19 protein-coding genes are annotated in these 18,997 nt (G+C 73.4%); 11 read left to right on the top strand and 8 right to left on the bottom strand.

Features of this window, described 5'->3' with window-relative positions:
* Window positions 1–576 precede the first annotated feature (576 nt).
* Together ACSURM_RS25300 and ACSURM_RS25295 are read right to left on the bottom strand one after the other, a co-directional pair.
* Complete coding sequence (locus ACSURM_RS25300; protein ID WP_436958047.1) at window positions 577–1,593, bottom strand: aldo/keto reductase; 1,017 nt, start codon at window positions 1,591–1,593, stop codon at window positions 577–579.
* Complete coding sequence (locus ACSURM_RS25295) at window positions 1,590–2,054, bottom strand: MerR family transcriptional regulator (RefSeq protein ID WP_436958046.1); 465 nt, start codon at window positions 2,052–2,054, stop codon at window positions 1,590–1,592. Before ACSURM_RS25295 ends, ACSURM_RS25300 begins: the two co-directional genes overlap by 4 nt.
* 96 nt (window positions 2,055–2,150) lie before the next feature.
* Here ACSURM_RS25295 and ACSURM_RS25290 point away from each other — a divergent pair, with 96 nt between their 5' ends.
* On the top strand, window positions 2,151–2,624 hold the full coding sequence (locus ACSURM_RS25290; RefSeq protein WP_436958045.1) for a GNAT family N-acetyltransferase: 474 nt from the start codon (window positions 2,151–2,153) through the stop codon (window positions 2,622–2,624).
* Window positions 2,625–2,643: 19 nt separating this feature from the next.
* Window positions 2,644–3,465 (top strand): serine hydrolase domain-containing protein, encoded by an 822-nt coding sequence (locus tag ACSURM_RS25285; protein WP_436958044.1) that lies wholly within the window; start codon window positions 2,644–2,646, stop codon window positions 3,463–3,465.
* A gap of 30 nt (window positions 3,466–3,495) precedes the next feature.
* Here the strand turns inward: ACSURM_RS25285 and ACSURM_RS25280 are convergent, their stop codons facing one another.
* Window positions 3,496–4,152: a pirin family protein gene (locus tag ACSURM_RS25280; RefSeq protein ID WP_436961180.1), complete on the bottom strand. Its 657-nt coding sequence runs from the start codon at window positions 4,150–4,152 to the stop codon at window positions 3,496–3,498.
* A 118-nt stretch (window positions 4,153–4,270) separates the two neighbouring features.
* Here ACSURM_RS25280 and fasR point away from each other — a divergent pair, with 118 nt between their 5' ends.
* The 5 genes from fasR to fabF all read left to right on the top strand — a co-directional run bounded on the left by fasR (window position 4,271) and on the right by fabF (window position 9,238).
* Entirely contained in the window at window positions 4,271–5,476 is a 1,206-nt protein-coding gene (gene fasR, locus ACSURM_RS25275) for a fatty acid biosynthesis transcriptional regulator FasR (protein WP_436958043.1), read from the top strand.
* Between the two features lie 89 nt (window positions 5,477–5,565).
* Window positions 5,566–6,492, top strand: a complete 927-nt coding sequence (locus tag ACSURM_RS25270) for an ACP S-malonyltransferase (protein ID WP_436958042.1) — start codon at window positions 5,566–5,568, stop codon at window positions 6,490–6,492.
* Between the two features lie 12 nt (window positions 6,493–6,504).
* A complete protein-coding gene (locus ACSURM_RS25265; RefSeq protein WP_436958041.1) occupies window positions 6,505–7,536 on the top strand; it encodes a ketoacyl-ACP synthase III in 1,032 nt (343 codons plus the stop codon).
* 80 nt (window positions 7,537–7,616) lie between these two features.
* Window positions 7,617–7,865, top strand: a complete 249-nt coding sequence (locus ACSURM_RS25260; RefSeq protein ID WP_436958040.1) for an acyl carrier protein — start codon at window positions 7,617–7,619, stop codon at window positions 7,863–7,865.
* 110 nt (window positions 7,866–7,975) lie between these two features.
* Window positions 7,976–9,238 (top strand): beta-ketoacyl-ACP synthase II, encoded by a 1,263-nt coding sequence (gene fabF, locus ACSURM_RS25255; RefSeq protein WP_436958039.1) that lies wholly within the window; start codon window positions 7,976–7,978, stop codon window positions 9,236–9,238.
* Between the two features lie 139 nt (window positions 9,239–9,377).
* Here the strand turns inward: fabF and ACSURM_RS25250 are convergent, their stop codons facing one another.
* On the bottom strand, window positions 9,378–9,872 hold the full coding sequence (locus ACSURM_RS25250) for a DUF3145 domain-containing protein (RefSeq protein ID WP_362192361.1): 495 nt from the start codon (window positions 9,870–9,872) through the stop codon (window positions 9,378–9,380).
* 256 nt (window positions 9,873–10,128) lie between these two features.
* Here ACSURM_RS25250 and ACSURM_RS25245 point away from each other — a divergent pair, with 256 nt between their 5' ends.
* Both ACSURM_RS25245 and ACSURM_RS25240 read left to right on the top strand, forming a co-directional pair.
* The gene (locus ACSURM_RS25245; protein ID WP_436958038.1) at window positions 10,129–11,010 is read left to right on the top strand and encodes an SGNH/GDSL hydrolase family protein; all 882 of its coding nucleotides are present in this window, start codon (window positions 10,129–10,131) and stop codon (window positions 11,008–11,010) included.
* A gap of 15 nt (window positions 11,011–11,025) precedes the next feature.
* Complete coding sequence (locus ACSURM_RS25240) at window positions 11,026–12,006, top strand: aldose epimerase family protein (protein WP_436958037.1); 981 nt, start codon at window positions 11,026–11,028, stop codon at window positions 12,004–12,006.
* Window positions 12,007–12,094: 88 nt separating this feature from the next.
* Here the strand turns inward: ACSURM_RS25240 and ACSURM_RS25235 are convergent, their stop codons facing one another.
* The 3 genes from ACSURM_RS25235 to ACSURM_RS25225 all read right to left on the bottom strand — a co-directional run bounded on the left by ACSURM_RS25235 (window position 12,095) and on the right by ACSURM_RS25225 (window position 15,913).
* Window positions 12,095–14,536, bottom strand: coding sequence for a glycoside hydrolase family 3 protein (locus ACSURM_RS25235; RefSeq protein ID WP_436958036.1), 2,442 nt, complete (start codon window positions 14,534–14,536; stop codon window positions 12,095–12,097).
* 100 nt (window positions 14,537–14,636) lie between these two features.
* A complete protein-coding gene (locus ACSURM_RS25230; RefSeq protein WP_436958035.1) occupies window positions 14,637–15,437 on the bottom strand; it encodes an EI24 domain-containing protein in 801 nt (266 codons plus the stop codon).
* Between the two features lie 38 nt (window positions 15,438–15,475).
* Complete coding sequence (locus tag ACSURM_RS25225) at window positions 15,476–15,913, bottom strand: MarR family winged helix-turn-helix transcriptional regulator (RefSeq protein ID WP_436958034.1); 438 nt, start codon at window positions 15,911–15,913, stop codon at window positions 15,476–15,478.
* A gap of 91 nt (window positions 15,914–16,004) precedes the next feature.
* Here ACSURM_RS25225 and ACSURM_RS25220 point away from each other — a divergent pair, with 91 nt between their 5' ends.
* Both ACSURM_RS25220 and ACSURM_RS25215 read left to right on the top strand, forming a co-directional pair.
* Entirely contained in the window at window positions 16,005–17,003 is a 999-nt protein-coding gene (locus ACSURM_RS25220; protein WP_436958033.1) for an NADP-dependent oxidoreductase, read from the top strand.
* Between the two features lie 120 nt (window positions 17,004–17,123).
* Complete coding sequence (locus ACSURM_RS25215; RefSeq protein WP_436958032.1) at window positions 17,124–17,543, top strand: organic hydroperoxide resistance protein; 420 nt, start codon at window positions 17,124–17,126, stop codon at window positions 17,541–17,543.
* A gap of 115 nt (window positions 17,544–17,658) precedes the next feature.
* Here the strand turns inward: ACSURM_RS25215 and ACSURM_RS25210 are convergent, their stop codons facing one another.
* Window positions 17,659–18,813, bottom strand: a complete 1,155-nt coding sequence (locus tag ACSURM_RS25210; RefSeq protein ID WP_436958031.1) for an SCO2400 family protein — start codon at window positions 18,811–18,813, stop codon at window positions 17,659–17,661.
* Window positions 18,814–18,997: the final 184 nt, after the last annotated feature.

Genomic DNA, 18,997 nt, shown 5'->3' with positions numbered 1-18,997 from the left:
CGGGCACATCAGGGCGGTAGCCCCGCCGGGCGGTCGGCCCGCCGGACAACCAGCCCCGCCGGGCAGTCGGCCCCGGCGGACAGCCGGCCCGCCGGGCAGTCGGCCCCGCCAGAAAGCCAAGCCCGCCTGGTAGTCGCCACCGCCGAACGGCCGGGCACACCGGGCGGCCGGGCACACTAGGGCGGCAGCCCCGGCGGACAGTCGGCACGTCGGGCGGGCGGCCCCGCCGGGCGATCGGCTCCGCCGAACGGCCGAGCACACCAGACGGCCGAACCCGGCGGACAGCCAGCACGCCGGGCGGTCAGCCCGCCGGGCAACCAGCCCAGCCGGGCAGTCGGCCCCGCCGAACGGCCGAGCACACGGGGCGACCGGGCGCGCCGGGCGGCCGGGCATGCCGGACAGCCAGGCCCGCCGAGCAGCCGGGCACATCAGGGCGGCAGCCCCGCCGGGCGGTCGGCCCCTCCGGCGGGCAGCCGGCCCGCCGGGCAGTCGGCTCCGCCGAACGGCCGAGTACACCGGGCGGCCGGGCGCACCGAGGCGGCAGTGCCGACGGGTGGGGGTCCCGGGGTGTGGGGCTTACTCGCGGCCCGCCGAGGCGAAGCGCATGTCCGGGTAGCGGTCGCCGGAGACCTGGGCGGCGATGGGCTCCAGGGCGGCGAGTTCGTCCTCGGTGAGGGTGATGCGGGTCGCCGCCACGTTCTCCTCCACCCGGCCCGGCTTGCGGGTGCCCGGGATCGGCACCACGGTCAGGTCCGCGACCGACGCCCGCTGCTGCGCCCAGGCCAGGGCGATCTGGCCGAGCGTGGCGCCGCGGGCCTCGGCGATCGCCCGGATGGGCTCCAGCAGGGCCGCGTTGGCCGCCGCGTTGGCGCCGGTGAAGCGGGGGTGCTGGCGGCGGAAGTCCTCGGCCGTCAGGTCCTGCTCGGCGTTGGTGAAGGAGCCGGTGAGGAAACCGCGGCCGAGCGGCGAGTAGGGCACCAGGGCCACGCCCAGGTCCCGCGCGGCCGGTACGACCCTGGCCTCGATGTCCCGGCTGAACAGCGACCACTCCGACTGCACGGCCGCGATCGGGTGCACGGCGTACGCGGCGCGCAGCTCGTCCGCGGTGACCTCGCTGAGCCCGAGGTGCTTGACCTTGCCCTCGCGGACCAGCTCCGCCATCGTGCCGACGGTCTCCTCGATGGGCACGTTCACGTCGCGGCGGTGCATGTAGTAAAGGTCGATCACGTCGACGTCCAGCCGCTTCAGGCTGGCCTCGACCGCCTCGCGGATGTAGGGCGCGTCGTTGCGGATGACGCGCTTGGTCGGGTCGTCCGGCGGGATGAACAGGGCGAACTTGGTGGCGATGACCACCTCGTCCCGGTGCGCCTTGAAGAACGGCGCGAGGAACCGCTCGTTCTCCCCGGCACCGTAGGCGTCCGCCGTGTCGTACAGCGTGACGCCCAGCTCCAGCGCCCGGTCCAGCGCGGCACGGGCCTGCCCGGCGTCCGTCGGGCCGTAGGCGAAGCTCATGCCCATGCAGCCCAGGCCCTGCACGCCGACCTCCGGCCCGTCCGTGCCGAGCCGTACCGTCGGAATCCTGGCGTCGGTCATCGAGTGGTCCCCTCCGTGGCGTAAAAACTGATCTTGCGGTCGAGTACGGCGAGCGTGTCGCGCAGTTCGGCGATCCGGTTCAGGACGTCCCGGCGGGTCGACTCCAGCAGCTCCCGCCGCTCCGTGTACGTGCCCTCGCCCTCCCGGACCAGCTCCGCGTACCGGACCATGTCCGCCACCGGCATGCCGGTCAGCCGGAGCTTGGTCACGAAGTCCAGCCAGTCCAGGTCGCGGTTGCGGTAGCGGCGCTGGCCGGTGTGCGAGCGGTCGACGTGCGGCATCAGCCCGATCCGCTCGTACCAGCGCAGGGTGTGCGCGGTCAGACCGGTGAACGCGACGACCTCGCTGATCGTGTAGCGGTCCTGGCCGTCGGGGCGGGGGTGGCGCCGGGGAGGGGCGGAGCAGATGTCGGCGGGGGCGGCTTGCCCGGTGGCCGCTGGCGTGGTCTGCATCACCGTCATGCCTCCACGCTATGGCGTTGGAGTGCACTCCAAGCAAGCCGGTCCGGTAAGAAATCCCCAGGACCGGGCCCGGTGGCGGTGGTTAGCCTGCGCCCCATGAGTCTCGTACGACGGGCCCGGCCCGAGGATGCCGGGGAAGTGCTGCGGCTGCGCCAGATCATGATCGATTCGCTGTGGGCCGACGGGGGCGACGAAGCGGACGGCTGGCAGAGCGAGTCGCTGCCGGAACTGCGCGAGCGGCTCGCCGGGGACGGGGACTTCGCCGCGTTCGTGGTGGACCACCCCGGCTGGCCGGGGGCGCTGGCCGCGCTGGTGGCGGGGACCGTGGAGTACCGCATAGGCAAGCCCGGCAACCCGCGGGGCCGGGTCGGGTACGTCTTCAGCGTGGCGACCGACCCGGACGCCCGCAGGCGGGGCTACGCGCGCGCGTGCATGGAGGAGCTGCTGGCCTGGTTCCGGGCGCGCGGCGCCGGACACGTGCTGCTGAACGCCTCGCCGGAGGCCGAGCCGCTGTACACCGCCCTGGGCTTCACGCGGGATTCCGACCCGTCGATGCGGCTGTCGCTGTGAGCCGCATAGGCTCGGACGCATGTCGTTGCAGAGCCTGGCGCTGATCGAGAACTGGCCCGTCCCCACCGCCGCGGCGGGTGTCGTACGAGCCGACGGGACCGTCCTCGGGACGCACGGTCCCGTCGGGCACCGCTTCCCGCTGGCGTCCGTCACCAAGCCGCTGGCGGCCTACGCGGCGCTCGTCGCCTACGAGGAGGGCGCGATCGAGCTGGACGAGCCGGCCGGTCCGCCCGGGGCGACGGTCCGTCACCTCCTCGCGCACACCTCGGGCCTGGCCTTCGACGAGCACCGGGTGACGGCCCCGCCCGGGGACCGGCGGCTGTACTCCAACGCCGGGTTCGAGCAGCTCGGGGACCACATCGCCAAGGCCACGGACATCCCGTTCGCGGAGTACCTGCGCCAGGCCGTGCTGGAGCCGCTGGGCATGACGGCCACGTCGCTGGAGGGCTCGCCGGCGAAGGACGGGGTGTCGACGGTCGAGGACCTGCTGCGGTTCGCGGCGGAGGTGCAGGCGCCCCGGCTGCTGGACCCGCGGACGGTGGCGGCGGCGATGACCGTGCAGTACCCGGGGACCAAGGGCGTCCTGCCCGGGTACGGGCACCAGAACCCGAACGACTGGGGCCTGGGCTTCGAGATCCGCGACGGCAAGTCCCCGCACTGGACGGGCGCCTCGTCCTCGCCGCGTACCTTCGGGCACTTCGGGCAGTCCGGCACGTTCCTGTGGATCGACCCGGACGCCGGGGCCGCCGGGGTCGCCCTGACCGACCGCGCGTTCGGCCCCTGGGCGATCGAGGCGTGGCCGGCCCTCACGGACGCGGTCCTCGCGGAACTGCGCCGCTGACGGGGCCGTGACCTCCGGGGGCCGCCGCCGCTACGGCGCCAGCTCCCACAGCAGCAGGTCCGCCGGGGCCGACGCCAGCGCCCGCAGCCCCTCGGCGCCGGTGATCCGGGCCGCGTCGCCGGGGCCCAGTTCGGTCCCGGCCAGCCGGACCGCGCCGCGCACCACATGGACGTACACCTGCGGCGCGTCCGGCACCGCCGTCCGCTCCCCGGCCCCCAGCCGCCGTACGTGCAGCACCGCGCCCGCGGCCGGGACCTCGTACCTGACCGGGCCGTCGGCGGCCGGGACGAGGGTGTAGGACGGGGTGCCGCCGGGCTCGCGGGGGGTCAGCCACATCTGGAGGAAGGTCAGCGGGGCCGGGCCGTCGTTGCGTTCCACGTGCCGCACGCCCGCCGCCGCGCTCAGGTGCTGCACGTCCCCGGGGCCGACCCGGGTCTCGTGCCCGGTGGAGTCGCGGTGGGTCAGCTCGCCCTCGACGACCCAGGTGACGATCTCGGTGTGGCTGTGCGGATGCTCGTCGAAACCGGCACCGGGGGCGAGCCGCTCCTCGTTGCAGGCGATCAGCGCGCCGAACCGCAGGTTGTCGGGGTCGTAGTGCGGCCCGAAGGAGAAGGCGTGCCGGGTGTCGATCCCGGCCTCGGGGTCCCCGCCGCGATAGCGCTCACCGGCGCGCCGTACGTCCGTCATCACGGCCCCCACGGTAGCCCGGCGGTCCGGCCGCGGCCCTCGCCGGCCACCGGCCGGGCCGTCCGTCACCGCCCCCCGGCGGCACGGGGTCCCGTCCGGATAAGGCAGTCTTGTCCCCGTGCCCGAACCCGAATCCCACCACGGTGACCCCGCAGCCCGTCACGTCCATCCGCACGCCGCGACCCTGAAGCGGCTGGAGAAGTCCTCCGGGAGTCTCGCCGCGCAGGCCATCGCGCGCATGGACGAGACCCTGCCGTGGTACCGGGCCATGCCCCCGGAGAACCGTTCCTGGATCGGGCTCGTCGCCCAGGCGGGCATCGCGGCCTTCACCGAGTGGTTCCGGCGCCCGGACGCCCCCCAGGCGATCTCCACCGACGTCTTCGGCACGGCGCCCCGGGAGCTGACCCGGGCCATCACGCTGCGGCAGACCGTGGAGATGGTGCGCACCACCATCGAGGTGATGGAGTCCGCCATCGACGAGGTGGCCGCCCCGGGCGACGAGAGCGTGCTGCGCGAGGCGCTGCTGGTGTACGCCCGGGAGATCGCCTTCGCCACCGCCCAGGTCTACGCCCAGGCCGCCGAGGCACGCGGTGCCTGGGACGCGCGGCTGGAGTCGCTGGTGGTGAACGCCGTGCTGAGCGGGGAGGCCGACGAGGGCGCCGTCAGCCGGGCCGCCGCGCTCGGCTGGAACTCGCCGGAACACGTGTGCGTGGTGCTCGGCACCGCGCCCGACGGGGACAGCGAGCTGACCGTGGAGGCCATCCGGCGGGCCGCCCGGCACGCCAAGCTCCAGGTGCTGACCGGGGTGCTCGGCGACCGGCTGGTGGTCATCGCGGGCGGCAGCGACAACCCGCTGGCCGTCGCCCGCTCGCTGATCGGGCCGTTCGCCGCCGGGCCGGTCGTCGCGGGCCCCGTCGTGCCCGATCTGCTGGCCGCCACCCGGTCCGCGCAGGCCGCCGCCGCCGGGCTGAAGGCGTGCATCGCCTGGCCGGACGCGCCGCGCCCCGTGCTCGCCGACGATCTGCTCCCGGAGCGCGCCATGGCGGGCGACCCGAGCGCCCGCGAGCAACTGGTGGAGGAGATCTACAGACCGCTGGAGGAGGCGGGCTCGGCGCTGCTGGAAACGCTGAGTGTCTACCTGGAGCAGGCCAGCAGTCTCGAAGGCGCGGCGAGAATGCTCTTCGTTCACCCGAACACCGTGCGCTACCGGCTCCGACGTGTGACTGACGTCACCGGCTGGTCCCCCTCGGATGTAAGATCCGCGTTCACACTGCGGATCGCGCTCATCCTGGGGCGTCTGGCCGATGCTGAACCCCAGACATAAGGTTTTGTCGGGGCTCCACAAAAGCCCTACGTGTTCTTCGTCCCTGTCCCCACGGGCGGCCCCCGCCCACCCCAAGAGAGAGTGTGAGAGTGCTCGTACTCGTCGCTCCCGGCCAGGGCGCCCAGACGCCCGGCTTCCTGACCCCCTGGCTCGACCTGCCCGGTGCCGCGGACCGCGTCGCCGCCTGGTCGGACGCCATCGGACTGGACCTCGTCCACTACGGCACCCAGGCCGACGCCGACGCCATCCGCGACACCGCCGTGGCGCAGCCGCTGCTGGTCGCCGCCGGGCTGCTGTCCGCCGCGGCACTGGGTGACATCTCCGAGATCGCGCCGGACGCGGTCGCGGGCCACAGCGTCGGCGAGATCACCGCCGCCGCCTTCGCGGGCGTCCTGGACGACACGGCCGCCCTCGGCCTGGTCCGCACCCGCGGCCTGGCCATGGCCGACGCCGCCGCGGTCACCGAGACCGGCATGTCGGCGCTGCTCGGCGGCGACCCCGAGGTGACCCTGCCGCACCTGGAGAAGCTGGGCCTGACCCCGGCGAACATCAACGGCGCGGGCCAGATCGTCGCCGCGGGCACGCTGGAGCAGCTGGCCGCGCTGAACGAGGACAAGCCCGAGGGCGTCCGCAAGGTCGTCGCGCTGAAGGTGGCCGGCGCCTTCCACACCCACCACATGGCCCCGGCCGTGGCGACCCTGGAGGAGGCCGCGGCCCGGCTGTCGCCCGCCGACCCGAAGGTGACCTACGTCTCCAACAAGGACGGGCAGGCCGTCGCCTCGGGCGCCGAGGTGCTCCAGCGGCTGGTCGGCCAGGTCGCCAACCCGGTCCGCTGGGACCTGTGCATGGAGACCTTCAAGGAGCTGGGCGTCACCGCGCTGGTCGAGGTGTGCCCGGGCGGCACCCTGACCGGCCTGGCCAAGCGGGCCCTGCCCGGCGTCAGGACGCTGGCCCTGAAGACCCCCGACGACCTGGAAGCGGCCCGGGCTCTGCTCGCAGAGCACGCCGGCGCCTAAGGAGAGCCGTACATGGCGAAGATCAAGCCCAGCAAGGGCGCCCCGTACGCGCGCATCCTCGGCGTCGGCGGCTACCGGCCGACCCGGGTCGTGCCCAACGAGGTGATCCTGGAGAAGATCGACTCGTCCGACGAGTGGATCCGCTCCCGCTCCGGCATCGAGACCCGGCACTGGGCCGGTCCCGAGGAGACCGTGGCCGCGATGGCCATCGAGGCATCCGGCAAGGCGATCGCGGACGCCGGCATCGACGCCGAGCGGATCGGCGCGGTGGTCGTCTCCACCGTCTCGCACTTCAGCCAGACGCCGGCCGTCGCCACCGAGATCGCCGACAAGCTCGGCACCGCCAAGGCCGCCGCCTTCGACATCTCGGCCGGCTGCGCGGGCTTCGGCTACGGCCTCACCCTCGCCAAGGGCATGGTGGTGGAAGGTTCCGCCGAATACGTGCTGGTGATCGGCGTGGAGCGGCTGAGCGACCTCACCGACCTGGAGGACCGGGCCACCGCCTTCCTCTTCGGTGACGGCGCCGGCGCGGTCGTCGTGGGCCCCTCACAGGAGCCGGCCATCGGCCCGACCGTGTGGGGCTCCGAGGGCGACAAGTCCGGGACGATCAAGCAGACCGTCCCCTGGGACCGGTTCCGGGTCGGCGACCTCACGCAGCTGCCCGTCGACAGCGAGGGCAACATCAAGTTCCCCGCGATCACGCAGGAGGGCCAGGCGGTGTTCCGCTGGGCCGTGTTCGAGATGGCGAAGGTCGCCCAGCAGGCGCTGGACGCGGCCGGAATCACCGCGGACGACCTGGACGTCTTCATCCCGCACCAGGCCAACGTGCGGATCATCGACTCGATGGTGAAGACACTGAAACTGCCGGAGCACGTCACGGTCGCCCGTGACATCCGCACCACCGGCAACACCTCGGCCGCCTCGATCCCGCTCGCGATGGAGCGGCTCCTGGCGACCGGGGAGGCGAAGAGCGGCGACACCGCGCTCGTCATCGGATTCGGGGCGGGTCTCGTCTACGCCGCCACGGTCGTTACCCTCCCCTAGGCACTCCGTGCCGGATCACCCGGTCCGGTTCGGATACAAATGCCATTAACCGTCTGGAATATCAAGAAGGAGCGCCTGACATGGCCGCCACTCAGGAAGAGATCGTCGCCGGTCTCGCCGAGATCGTGAACGAGATCGCCGGGATCCCGGTCGAGGACGTCAAGACGGACAAGTCCTTCACCGACGACCTGGACGTCGACTCGCTGTCCATGGTCGAGGTCGTCGTCGCCGCCGAGGAGCGCTTCGACGTGAAGATCCCGGACGACGACGTCAAGAACCTCAAGACCGTCGGCGACGCGACCGAGTACATCCTCAAGCACCAGGCCTGAGGCCACCGCGTAGGCCGCGTGTAGCAAGGCCCCGCCACCCGGCGGTGGCGCCGTAATCCCCGCACCGGCGGGGGTAGTCCTCCCCCGTATCCGTTGGAGAAAGAATTCCCGTGAGCCCGACCAATCGCACCGTGGTCGTCACCGGTATCGGCGCAACCACACCGCTGGGTGGCGACGCAGCCTCGACCTGGGAGGCCCTGGTCGCCGGCACGTCCGGTGTCAGCCCCCTGGAGCAGGAGTGGGCGGCGGACCTGCCGGTCCGCATCGCCGCGCAGATCGCCGTGGAGCCGGGCGAGATCATCCCCCGGCCGCAGGCCCGCAAGCTGGACCGGTCCGCGCAGTTCGCGCTGATCGCCGCTCAGGAGGCCTGGAAGGACGCCGGTTTCACCGCCAAGGCCGGGGTGGACTCCTCCGTGAACCCCGACCGTCTCGGTGCGGTCATCGCCTCCGGCATCGGCGGCGTGACGACCCTGCTGGACCAGTACGACGTACTCAAGGAGAAGGGCGTACGCCGCGTCTCCCCGCACACCGTGCCGATGCTGATGCCCAACTCCCCGGCGGCCAACGTCGGGATCGAGCTGGGTGCCCGCGCCGGTGTGCACACCCCCGTCTCGGCCTGCGCCTCGGGCGCGGAGGCCATCGGGTACGCGATCGAGATGATCCGCACCGGGCGTGCGGACGTGGTCGTGGCCGGCGGTACCGAGGCCGCCATCCACCCGCTGCCGATCGCCGCGTTCGGCAACATGATGGCGATGTCCAAGAACAACGACGACCCGCAGGGCGCCTCGCGTCCCTACGACGCCGGCCGCGACGGCTTCGTGCTCGGCGAGGGCGCCGGTGTGATCGTCCTGGAGTCCGAGGAGCACGCGAAGGCCCGCGGTGCCCGGATCTACGCCGAGGCGGTCGGACAGGGCATCTCCGCCGACGCCCACCACATCACGCAGCCGGAGCCGTCCGGCAACGGGATCGCGCACGCGCTGCAGAACCTGCTGGACAACACCGACCTGAAGCCGGCCGAGATCGTGCACGTCAACGCGCACGCCACGTCCACGCCGCAGGGCGACGTGGCCGAGATCAAGGCGCTGCGCAAGGTCTTCGGCGACGACGCCGACCACATGGCGATCTCCGCGACCAAGTCGATGACCGGTCATCTGCTCGGCGGCGCGGGCGGCGTGGAGACCGTCGCGTCGATCCTGGCGCTGGTGAAGCGCACGGCTCCGCCGACCATCAACCTGGAGAACCTGGACCCCGAGGTCAACGCGGACATCGTGACCGGTGAGGCGCGGGCGCTGCCGGAGGGCCGGATCGCCGCGCTGAACGACTCGTTCGGGTTCGGCGGGCACAACGTGGTGCTGGCGTTCCGTACGGTCTGAGTTCCTCGACTGACGTGACGTCTGAATGGCCCGGTCTCCTGGAGTGGAGACCGGGCCATCGTCGTGGGTAATGCTTTCCGTTGCCGGGTGCGGGCGCGCTGTGGCTGGTCGCGCAGTTCCCCGCGCCCCTTTGTGGCCGCTACACCACCTGGTGCAGCCAGCGGACCGGGGCGCCCTCGCCCGCGTACCGGAACGGCTCCAGTTCGTCGTCCCACGGCTTGCCGAGGAGCTTGGCGATCTCGGCCTCCAGGTCGGTCTCGCCGCGCTGGGAGCGGGTCAGGGCGGCGCGCAGCCGGTCCTCGGGGATCAGGATGTCGCCGTGGAGGCCGGTGACGGCGTGGAAGATGCCGAGGTCGGGGGTGCAGCTGTAGCGCTCGCCCTCGGCGGTCGGACAGGGCTCGGCGGTGACCTCGAACCGCAGCAGGTGCCAGCCGCGCAGCGCGGACGCGAGCTTGGAGGCCGTGCCGGCCTGGCCCTGCCAGGAGAACTCCGAGCGCCAGGTGCCGGGGGACGCGGGCTGCCGGATCCAGTCGAGGCTGACGCGCGTGCCGAGCACCCCGGCGATGGCCCACTCGACGTGCGGGCAGAGCGCGCGCGGCGCGGAGTGCACGTACAGAACTCCACGTGTCGTCACCGGAACCTCCGGGCAGAGCGGGACATCTTGCGGACTGGCTGGGCGGCAGTGGCACGACGGCCGCGTTGATGGCGAGGCTACCCTGCGACGGGGCAAGGAGTGTGACGTACCGTCGGTCCCGGCGCCGGGAAAACGCCGCCATTCACCCAGGGGGACGCTTGTACGGGGGTCGGCCGTTCCCTGGCGGCCGGGCCGGGAACCCTCAGTCGTTGTCCTAGGGGGAGCACCGGTCCGTCGAGCGAGGGGAACAGCAGGGATGCGGAAGCGAAGCCACCGTGTGCGAACCGCTCTCGCCGTCGTGGCGGCCGCGGTGCTCGGGGTCTCCGGGTGCCAGGGCGGGGACGGTTCGCCGGCGGCGGAGGGCACGAAGGCGCGCGCGGCCCGGCCCCCGCTGTGGGACACCAGCCCGGACTCGGTCGCGGCGGTGGGCGACTCCATCACCCGCGGGTTCGACGCGTGCACGGTGCTGTCGGACTGCCCGGAGGCGTCCTGGGCGACGGGCGGCGACGCGGCGGTGGAGAGCCTGGCGGTGCGGCTGCTAGGGGTGACGGGGGCGGCGGAGCGCAGCTGGAACTACGCGGTGACCGGGGCCCGCATGGCCGACCTGCCGGGGCAGATGGCGCAGGCGGTGGCCCGCCGCCCGGAGTTGGTGACGGTGATGGCCGGCGGGAATGACGCCTGCCGGACCACGGCGTCGGCGATGACGCCGGTGGCCGAGTTCCGCGCGGGCTTCGAGGAGGCGATGCGCACGCTGCGCTCGGCGCTGCCGAAGACGCAGGTGTACGTGTCGAGCGTGCCGAACCTGATGCGGCTGTGGTCCGAGGGCCGGACGAACGTGCTGGGCAAGCAGGTGTGGAAGCTGGGCATCTGCCCGTCGATGCTGGCCGACGCGGACGACCTGACCAGCGCGGCGACGCTGCGCCGGGAGTCCGTGCAGCGGCGGGTGGTGGAGTACAACAAGGTGCTCCGGGAGGTCTGCGCGAAGGACCGCCGCTGCCGTTTCGACGGGGGCGCGGTGTACGACTTCCGCTTCGGCACGGACCAGCTGAGCCACTGGGACTGGTTCCACCCCAGCAAGGACGGGCAGGCCCGGCTGGCGGAGATCGCGTACCGCAAGGTCACCGCGAAGAGCCCGTGACCTAGGGTTTCCCCCATGAGCGAACTTTTCGGCACACTTTCCGACGGCACTCCCGTGCACCGGTGGACGCTGGAGCGCGGCGGGGTGCGGGTGCGGGTGCTGTCGTACGGCGGGATCGTGCAGTCGGCCGAGGTCCCGGACCGGTCGGGGCGGACGGCGGACGTGGTGCTGGGCTTCGCGGACCTGGACGGCTATCTGCGGCATCCGGAGCCGTATCTGGGCGCGGTGATCGGCCGGTACGCCAACCGGATCGCGGGCGGCCGGTTCCCGCTGGACGGCCGGACGCACGAGGTGACGTGCAACGAGGGCGCCAACTCGCTGCACGGCGGGGAGCGGGGCTTCGACAAGCACGTGTGGGAGGTGACGCCGGTGGAGCACGGGCTGCGGCTGAGCCGGGTCAGTCCCGACGGTGAGGAGGGGTTCCCGGGGCGGCTGGCGGTGACGGTGACGTACACGCTGACGGCGTCGGGGGCGCTGCGGATCGGCTACGAGGCGGTCACCGACGCGCCGACCGTCGTGAACCTGACCAACCACACGTACTGGAACCTGGGCGGCGCGGGTTCCGGCCCGGCGGGCGGGCACGAACTGCGGCTGGCCGCGTCCCGGTACACGCCGGTGGACGCGGACCTGATCCCGGTGGGGGCGCCGGCCGACGTGTCGGGTTCCCGCCTGGACTTCCGGGCGCCGCGCCCGACCGGTTCCGGCTACGACCACAACTTCGTGCTGGACAAGGGCGTGACCGGGGCGGCCGAGGAGGTCGCGGAGCTGTACGACCCCGGGTCCGGCCGCACCTTGACGGTGTCGACGACCGAGCCGGGCCTCCAGCTCTACACCGGCGACCACCTGTCCGGGCCGTTCGCCCCGAACGCCGGCACCGCCCTGGAGACGCAGCACTTCCCGGACTCCCCCAACCGCCCGGACTTTCCCGCCACGGTCCTGCGTCCCGGCGAGGTCCACCGCTCGGAGACGGTGTACGGCTTCGGGGTGCGCGGCTGACAGCGGTGAGCCCCGGTCCAGGGGTCAGGTCCCGGACCGGGGCTGTTCGTGGGGGACTTTGTCCGCGGTGTGCGGGGAGTGTCCCGGATCAGACGTTAATCGGTGCCGTGAGCCGGCGGTCGGTGAACGAGCGGCCTGCGGAGATCTCGTACGAACCCTTCACACATGCCCACGCCTTCGTCGTGTCGTCCCACACCTCGAAGGCGCGGCGGGGCAGTTCGACGGTGGCCTCGGCGCTCTCGCCGGGGCCGGCCTCGACGGAGGCGAAGGCGGCCAGGCGGCGGGCCGGGCGGCCGGGGACGGGGACGGACGGGGAGAGGTAGAGCTGGATCACCTCCCGGCCGGGCCGTTCGCCGGTGTTGCGGACCCGGACGCGGACGGTGGTGCCGTCGGTCTCCAGCGACTCGTAGGCCCAGTCGGTGTAGCCGAGGCCGTGGCCGAAGGGGTACGCGGGGGTGCGGCCGGCCCGGTCCCAGGCGCGGTAGCCGATGAACAGGTCCTCGCGGTACGGCAGTTCGCCGTCCACCGGGACGACCTGGGTGACCGGGGCGTCGGCGAGGGTGCCCCAGGTGGTGGGGAGCCGGCCGCCGGGCTCGTGGGTGCCGGTGAGGACGTCGGCGAGGGCGGCGCCGCCCTCCTGTCCGGGGAACCAGGTGAGCAGGATCGCGGCGACCTCGTCCCGCCAGGGAAGTTCCACCGGGGAGCCGGAGTTGACGACCACGACGGTGTCCGGGTTGGCGGCGGCGACCGCGTGCACCAGGTCGTCCTGGCGGCCGGGGAGCCGCAGGTCCCGGCGGTCGAAGCCCTCGGACTCCACCCGCTCGGTGGTGGCGACCACGACCACGGCGGTGTCCGCGTTCCGGGCGGCCTCGACGGCCTCGGCGATCAGCTCGTCCGGGTCGCGCGGCGGACCGCCGTGGGCGAGCGCGAAGGCGACGACCTTCATCGGGAGGTCCTCGGGGAAGCGGACGGCGTGGGTGAGGGAGACCTCGACCGGTTCGCCCGCGGTGAGTTCGGCCTCGGCGCGCGGCACGGGGGCGCCGAAGAAGGTGTCGGAGGGGTCGTCCGGGCTCGGGCGCTGGACGCCGTCGTAGTACGTCGTCCCGCCGACGGTGAGCGTGAAGGCGCCCGTGCCCTTGACCGCGAAGGTGTGCCGGCCCGACTCGCGGGGGGTGTAGGTGCCGGTCAGTTCGACGGTGTCCAGGGTGTCGTGGGTGACGCCCTCGGGGAGGTCGGTGCCCATCCACTGGACGGCCGCGCCGGGGGCGGAGCGGGTGCCGATGACCTCGCCGGCCGCGTTCCGGCAGACCGCCCGGACGGTGAATCCCGGGTCGCCCAGGGCCGGTTCGGTGACCGGGTCGGCGCCGACGGCGTAGGTGAGGGTGCCGTCGGGGAGGGCGGCGGTGAGGCCGTCGAGCGGGGAGACGGTGCGGGCCGGGAAGACGGTGGCGGAGCCGCCGCCGAGGACGCGGGCGTCGCGGGCGGCGGCGCCGATCAGGGCCACGGTGCCGCCCGGCCTCAGGGGCAGGACGCGCCTTTCGTCGCGGACCAGGACGAAGGAGCGGCGGGCGATCTCGCGGGCCAGGGCCGGACCGTCGACCGGTGCGGGGAGTTCGGTGACGGCCGGTTCGGCGCCGGCCAGGACGCCGACGCGGGCGGCGAGGCGCAGCACCCGGCGGACGGCGGCGTCGACCGTGGCCTCGGCGACCTTCCCGTCCCGTACGGCCCGGGCGAGGGCGGGGCCGTAGACGGTCCGCGGGCCGGGCATGGCGATGTCCAGGCCGCCGTTCGCGGCGCCCACCGTGTCCCGGGCGGCCGTCCAGTCGGAGACGTTGACGCCGTCGAAGCCCCATTCGCCGCGCAGGACTTCCTCGACGAGGTGGTGGTGCTCGGTCATCGTCGTGCCGTTGACCGAGTTGTAGGCGGTCATGACGCCCCACGGGCGGGCGCCGCGCACGATGGCCTCGAAGGGCGCCAGGTACAGCTCGCGCAGGGCGCGTTCGGAGACCAGGTTGTCCACGGTGAACCGGTCGGTCTCGGCGTCGTTGGCGACGAAGTGCTTGACGGTGGTGCCGACCCCGCCGGACTGGACGCCGCGCACATAGCCGCCGCCGATCACCCCGGTCAGGTACGGGTCCTCGCTGTAGCACTCGAAGTGGCGGCCGCCGAGCGGGGAGCGGTGCAGGTTGACGGTCGGGGCGAGCAGGACGTGGACGCCCTTGCGGCGGGCCTCCTGGGCGAGCAGCACCCCGGCGCGGCGGGCGAGTTCCGGGTCCCAGGCGGCGGCGAGCGCGGTCGGCGAGGGCAGGGCCACGGAGGGGTCGTCGGCACTCCAGCGCACGCCCCGGACGCCGACCGGGCCGTCCGACATCACCAGGGACGCCAGGCCGATCCCGGGCAGCGCGGGCAGGCTCCACATGTCCTGCCCGGCCAGCAGCCGGGTCTTGGCGTCGAGGTCGAGCGCGCGCAGCGCCGCCGCCACGACGGCCTCGCGGGCCTCCTCGGCGGCGGTGGGCTCCGGTCCCGTCATCGGTTCCTCCTCGTGGCGTCCGCACCGGCCCGTGCGGGAGCCTCCATCGTGCCCGCGCCGCCGGTGGCCCGGTAGGTGGCCGCGCCCGGTCACCGCCGGGTCAGGAGGTGACGTCCTCCGTGTCGGGCCGCCCGCCGGGGGCGTCGGCGTCGGCGCTCTCCTCACCGAGCAGGTCACGGGCGAGCAGCGTGGCGCCCGCGACCGCGCCCGGCATCAGGAACACCGCGACGAACGGGACCAGGAAGGCCAGGCCGAGGGGGGTGCCGAAGCCCCAGACCAGCGTCTTGCGAGAGCGCAGCAGGGCGAGCCGGGCGCGCAGGTCGACGTCCCGGCGCTGGAGGGCGACGGCGGCGAGTTCCTCGGTGAGGAAGAAGCCGGTGACGAAGAAGCCGATCACGGGGACGACGGTCTGCCCGACGAACGGCAGGAAGCCGAGGGCGAAGAGCAGGACGCCCCACAGTCCGGCCCGGACCAGGACGCGCAGGCTGTCCCGGCCGGAGATCCACAGCTCGCGCCAGAGCGGCAGGCCGGACTCGGGGGCGGTGCCGTCGGGCGAGACGTCGGCGTCGACCTGCTCGGAGAGGGACTCGTAGAAGGGCTGGCCGACCAGCAGGGTGACGGCCGTGAAGGTGAGCACGGCCAGCAGCAGGCCGAGCGCGAACAGGACGGCCGTCAGGAAGCCGCGGAACAGGCCCTGCCAAGGGCCGGACCAGTCGTCGGCGAACGGGGTGGCCCAGGCGACGGCGTCCTCGCCCCAGACGGCCAGCGCGACCAGCGCGGCGGCGTACAGCACCAGTGTGATCAGGCCGGGCAGCAGGCCGAAGCCGTACCGGCGCCCGTGCCGGGTCACCCACCGCTGGCCCTTCAGCAGATAACCGAAACCCACCCCGAGATCGCGCATGGCCAGGACTCTACTGGCTCCGCCAGGCGGTACCGGGCTCAGGCCCCGAGCATGCGGCGCAGCAGGTCACGCAGGGAGCGGCGCTCCTCCTCGGAGAGCCCCGCGAGGGGTTCGCGGGCGAACCGCAGGCCCTCGCGCAGGTCCCGGGCCACCTCGCGGCCCCGCTCGGTGGCGGCGGCCACCTTCACCCGGCGGTCGGCCGGGTCGGGGCGGCGCTCCACCAGCCCCCGGGACTCCAGCCGGTCCACGATCCCGGTGACGTTCGACGGCTCGCACTTCAGCTTCTGGGCCAGCTTGCGCATGGGCAGCGGCTCCAGCGAAAGCAGGCTGAGCAGCCGGGCCTGCGGGCCGGTCAGGGTGTGCTCGCCCGCCGCCTCCTCGTAGTCCGCGTAGAAGCGGGCCACGACCTCACCGATCAGCTCGACGACCTCCAGGGCGAGGGGGTCGGGGCGGCGGACGTTCGATGGGGTGGGCATGCCCGCCAGGATACCCGGTTACTTGACATCCTGAAATATTCAGGAGCATGGTTGTTTCAGGTAGTGAAGTACCACCCTGAAAGGCTCCGTCATGATCAACCGCGAGTGGCACCTCCTCAGCCGTCCCGTCGGCTGGCCGAAGCCCGAGGACTTCGCGCTCGTCGAGTCCCCCGTCCCGGCCCCGGGCGAGGGCCAGGTGCTGGTGCGGAACAAGTACCTCTCCGTCGACCCGTACATGCGCGGCCGGATGAGCGCCGCCAAGTCCTACGTCGCCCCCTTCGAGCTGGGCAAGGTCATGCAGGGCGGCGCGGTCGGCGAGGTGATCGAGTCCAAGGCCGAGGGCATCGAGGCCGGCGACCACGTCCTGCACTTCTTCGGCTGGCGCGAGTACGCGGTCGTAGACGCGAAGAACGCCGTCAAGGTCGGCGCCGAGGACGTGCCCCTGTCGGCGTACCTCGGCGTCCTCGGCATGACCGGCCTGACCGCCTACGCCGGCCTGCTGCGCACCGCCTCCTTCAAGGAGGGCGACAGCGTCTTCGTGTCCGGCGCGGCCGGCGCCGTGGGCAGCCAGGTGGGCCAGATCGCCAAGCTCAAGGGCGCCTCCCGGGTCATCGGCTCGGCCGGGTCCGACGAGAAGGTCGAGCTGCTGGTGAACGAGTACGGCTTCGACGCCGCGTTCAACTACAAGAAGGGCCCGGTCGCCGAGCAGCTGCGGCAGGCGGCGCCCGACGGCATCGACGTCTACTTCGACAACGTCGGCGGGGACCACCTGGAGGCGGCCATCGGCTCGCTCAACCAGGGCGGCCGGATCGCGGTCTGCGGCATGATCTCGGTCTACAACAACACCGAGCCCGCGCCCGGCCCGGCGAACCTGGCCCGGCTGATCCAGACCCGCGGCCGGATCGAGGGCTTCCTGGTGGGCGACCACTACGACCTCCAGCCGCAGTTCGTCCAGGAGGTCGGCCCGTGGGTGGCCTCGGGCGCGCTGAAGTACCGCGAGACCGTGGTCGAGGGCGTCGAGAACACCCTGGAGGCGTTCCTCGGGATCCTGCGCGGCGACAACATCGGCAAGATGGTCGTCAAGCTCTGACCTGGAGCTCCCGCTCAGGCTCCGACCTTCCCGGTTTTTTCGCGATGCGGTAACTTCTTTCCGGAATCCTGTGGCGATCGTGGGCGCGAGTCGCCATGGACCGAGGAGGAAGACAACCGCATGCCCATCACGCAGTCCGACGTCCTGTACACCGCCGTCGCCACCGCCGAGAACGGCCGTGACGGCCGGGTCGCCACCGACGACGGCAAGCTCGACGTGGTCGTCAACCCGCCCAAGGAGATGGGCGGCAGCGGCGCCGGCACCAACCCGGAGCAGCTGTTCGCCGCGGGCTACAGCGCCTGCTTCCAGGGGGCGCTGGGCGTCGTCGCCCGGGAGGAGGGCGCCGACATCTCCGGGTCGACGGTCACCGCCAAGGTCGGCATCGGCAAGAACGACGACGGGTTCGGGATCATCGTGGAGATCTCCGCGAACATCCCGAACGTCGACGCCGCGACCGCGAAGAGCCTGGTCGAGAAGGCCCACCAGGTGTGCCCGTACTCGAAGGCGACCCGGGGCGACATCACCGTGACGCTGGCCTGACCCGCGTCGTTGGCCACGACGGCAGCCGCATCCTTGGACGTGGGATGCGGCTGCCGTCGTCCGCGCGCCGCTCAGGCGCACCGCCCGCACCGCTCGGCCGCGGCGTTCGCGCCGCTCACGCGCACCACCACAGCCAGCGGTCGCACGCCTTGTCGGGTGTGGGCGTGGGGGCGGGTGCGGAGGTCGTCGGGTCCGGCGTGGGGGCGGTGGTGGCGGGGGCGGTGGGGGCCGGGGCGGCGGACGTCGTCGTCGGCGTGCCGGAGCCCGTGGCACCGGTGGTGGCCGATCGTGACGCCTCGCCGGACTCCCCCGGCGAGGCGGAAGCGGAACCCTTGTCGCCCGTGCCGTCCGGGGCGTCCTCGCCGCCCGTGTCCCCCGCGGACGGCGAGGCGGAGGCGGCGCCCGGGGCCGAGGCGTCCGGGGAGCCGGAGGCCGCGCCCGGGACGGCGCCGGAGGTCACACCGGCCGGTGCCGCCGTACGCTCCGGAGCGCCGGAACCGGAATCCTCCTCCGCCTCGGTCTCCCCGGCCGTGGCCGACGGGTCGTCGGTGAAGGGCGAGAAGGGCGCGTCCGTACCCAGCTCCGCGAGGCTGAGCCCGCCGGCCGCGAGCGCGAACCCGGCGACGACCACGAGGACCCGCCGCCGACGGCGCCGGTGCCCGGCCGCCTTGCGCTCCCGCCGCCTCTGCTGGGCCCGGGCACCGGCCCGCCCGCCGACGGGATCCCCGGCGGGGCGCTCCTCGTCGGCGGCCCCTTCGGCGGGGCGCCATTCGGCAGGGTGCCCTTCATCGGCGTACCCGCCGTCGGTGCGGTCCTCGGCGGTGGGGGCACCGGCGTCCCCGTGACCACCGGCGTCCGCGTGGGCGCCCTCGCCGACAGGCGGGCGGCGACCACCGGCCGAGGCACTCCCGCCACCGCCGGGCACACGGCCGTCGCCGGTGAACTCCCCTCCATATGCGCCGAGTTCACCACCGCCCACGCCCGCTTCGCCACCGCCCACACCCGCTTCGCCGCCGTCCCCGGCGGGCCACCCCTCCGCCGTGGCGGACGCCCGGTCCGGCAGGCCGCTCGCGGCGGGTCCGTGGGCGCCCCCGTCGGCCGCCGTCCCGCGAGCCGGTCCGCCCCAGGCGTCCCACGACGCCTCCCCGGCGCCGTACGCCTCCCCGGCGCCGTACGCGTCGTCGTAGCCGTCGCCGGAGGCGGGCGTGCCGCAGCCGGGGCACGCCAGGGCGCCGTTCAGGTGGCGTCGGCAGGGGTGGCAATAGTCCATGACGCGGGAAGACTAGAGTCCGCGCGGGCCGGGTTCCAGGCGCGGCTGTGAAGGTTCGGTGCGGGACCGAAACAATCTCGAAAGCCTTGCCGAAACCGTTACCTGTTCGACCCATTGACACCCCCGGCGCCCCGTCCTTACTGTCACGCCAGCATTTCGAACGTGCGACGAAATACCGAACAGC

This window comes from Streptomyces sp. SudanB182_2057 (assembly GCF_964272715.1).
GTDB lineage: Bacteria > Actinomycetota > Actinomycetes > Streptomycetales > Streptomycetaceae > Streptomyces > Streptomyces rubradiris.
Note: the sequence above shows the minus strand (reverse complement) of the source record. Positions and strands in the feature narration are given on the sequence as shown.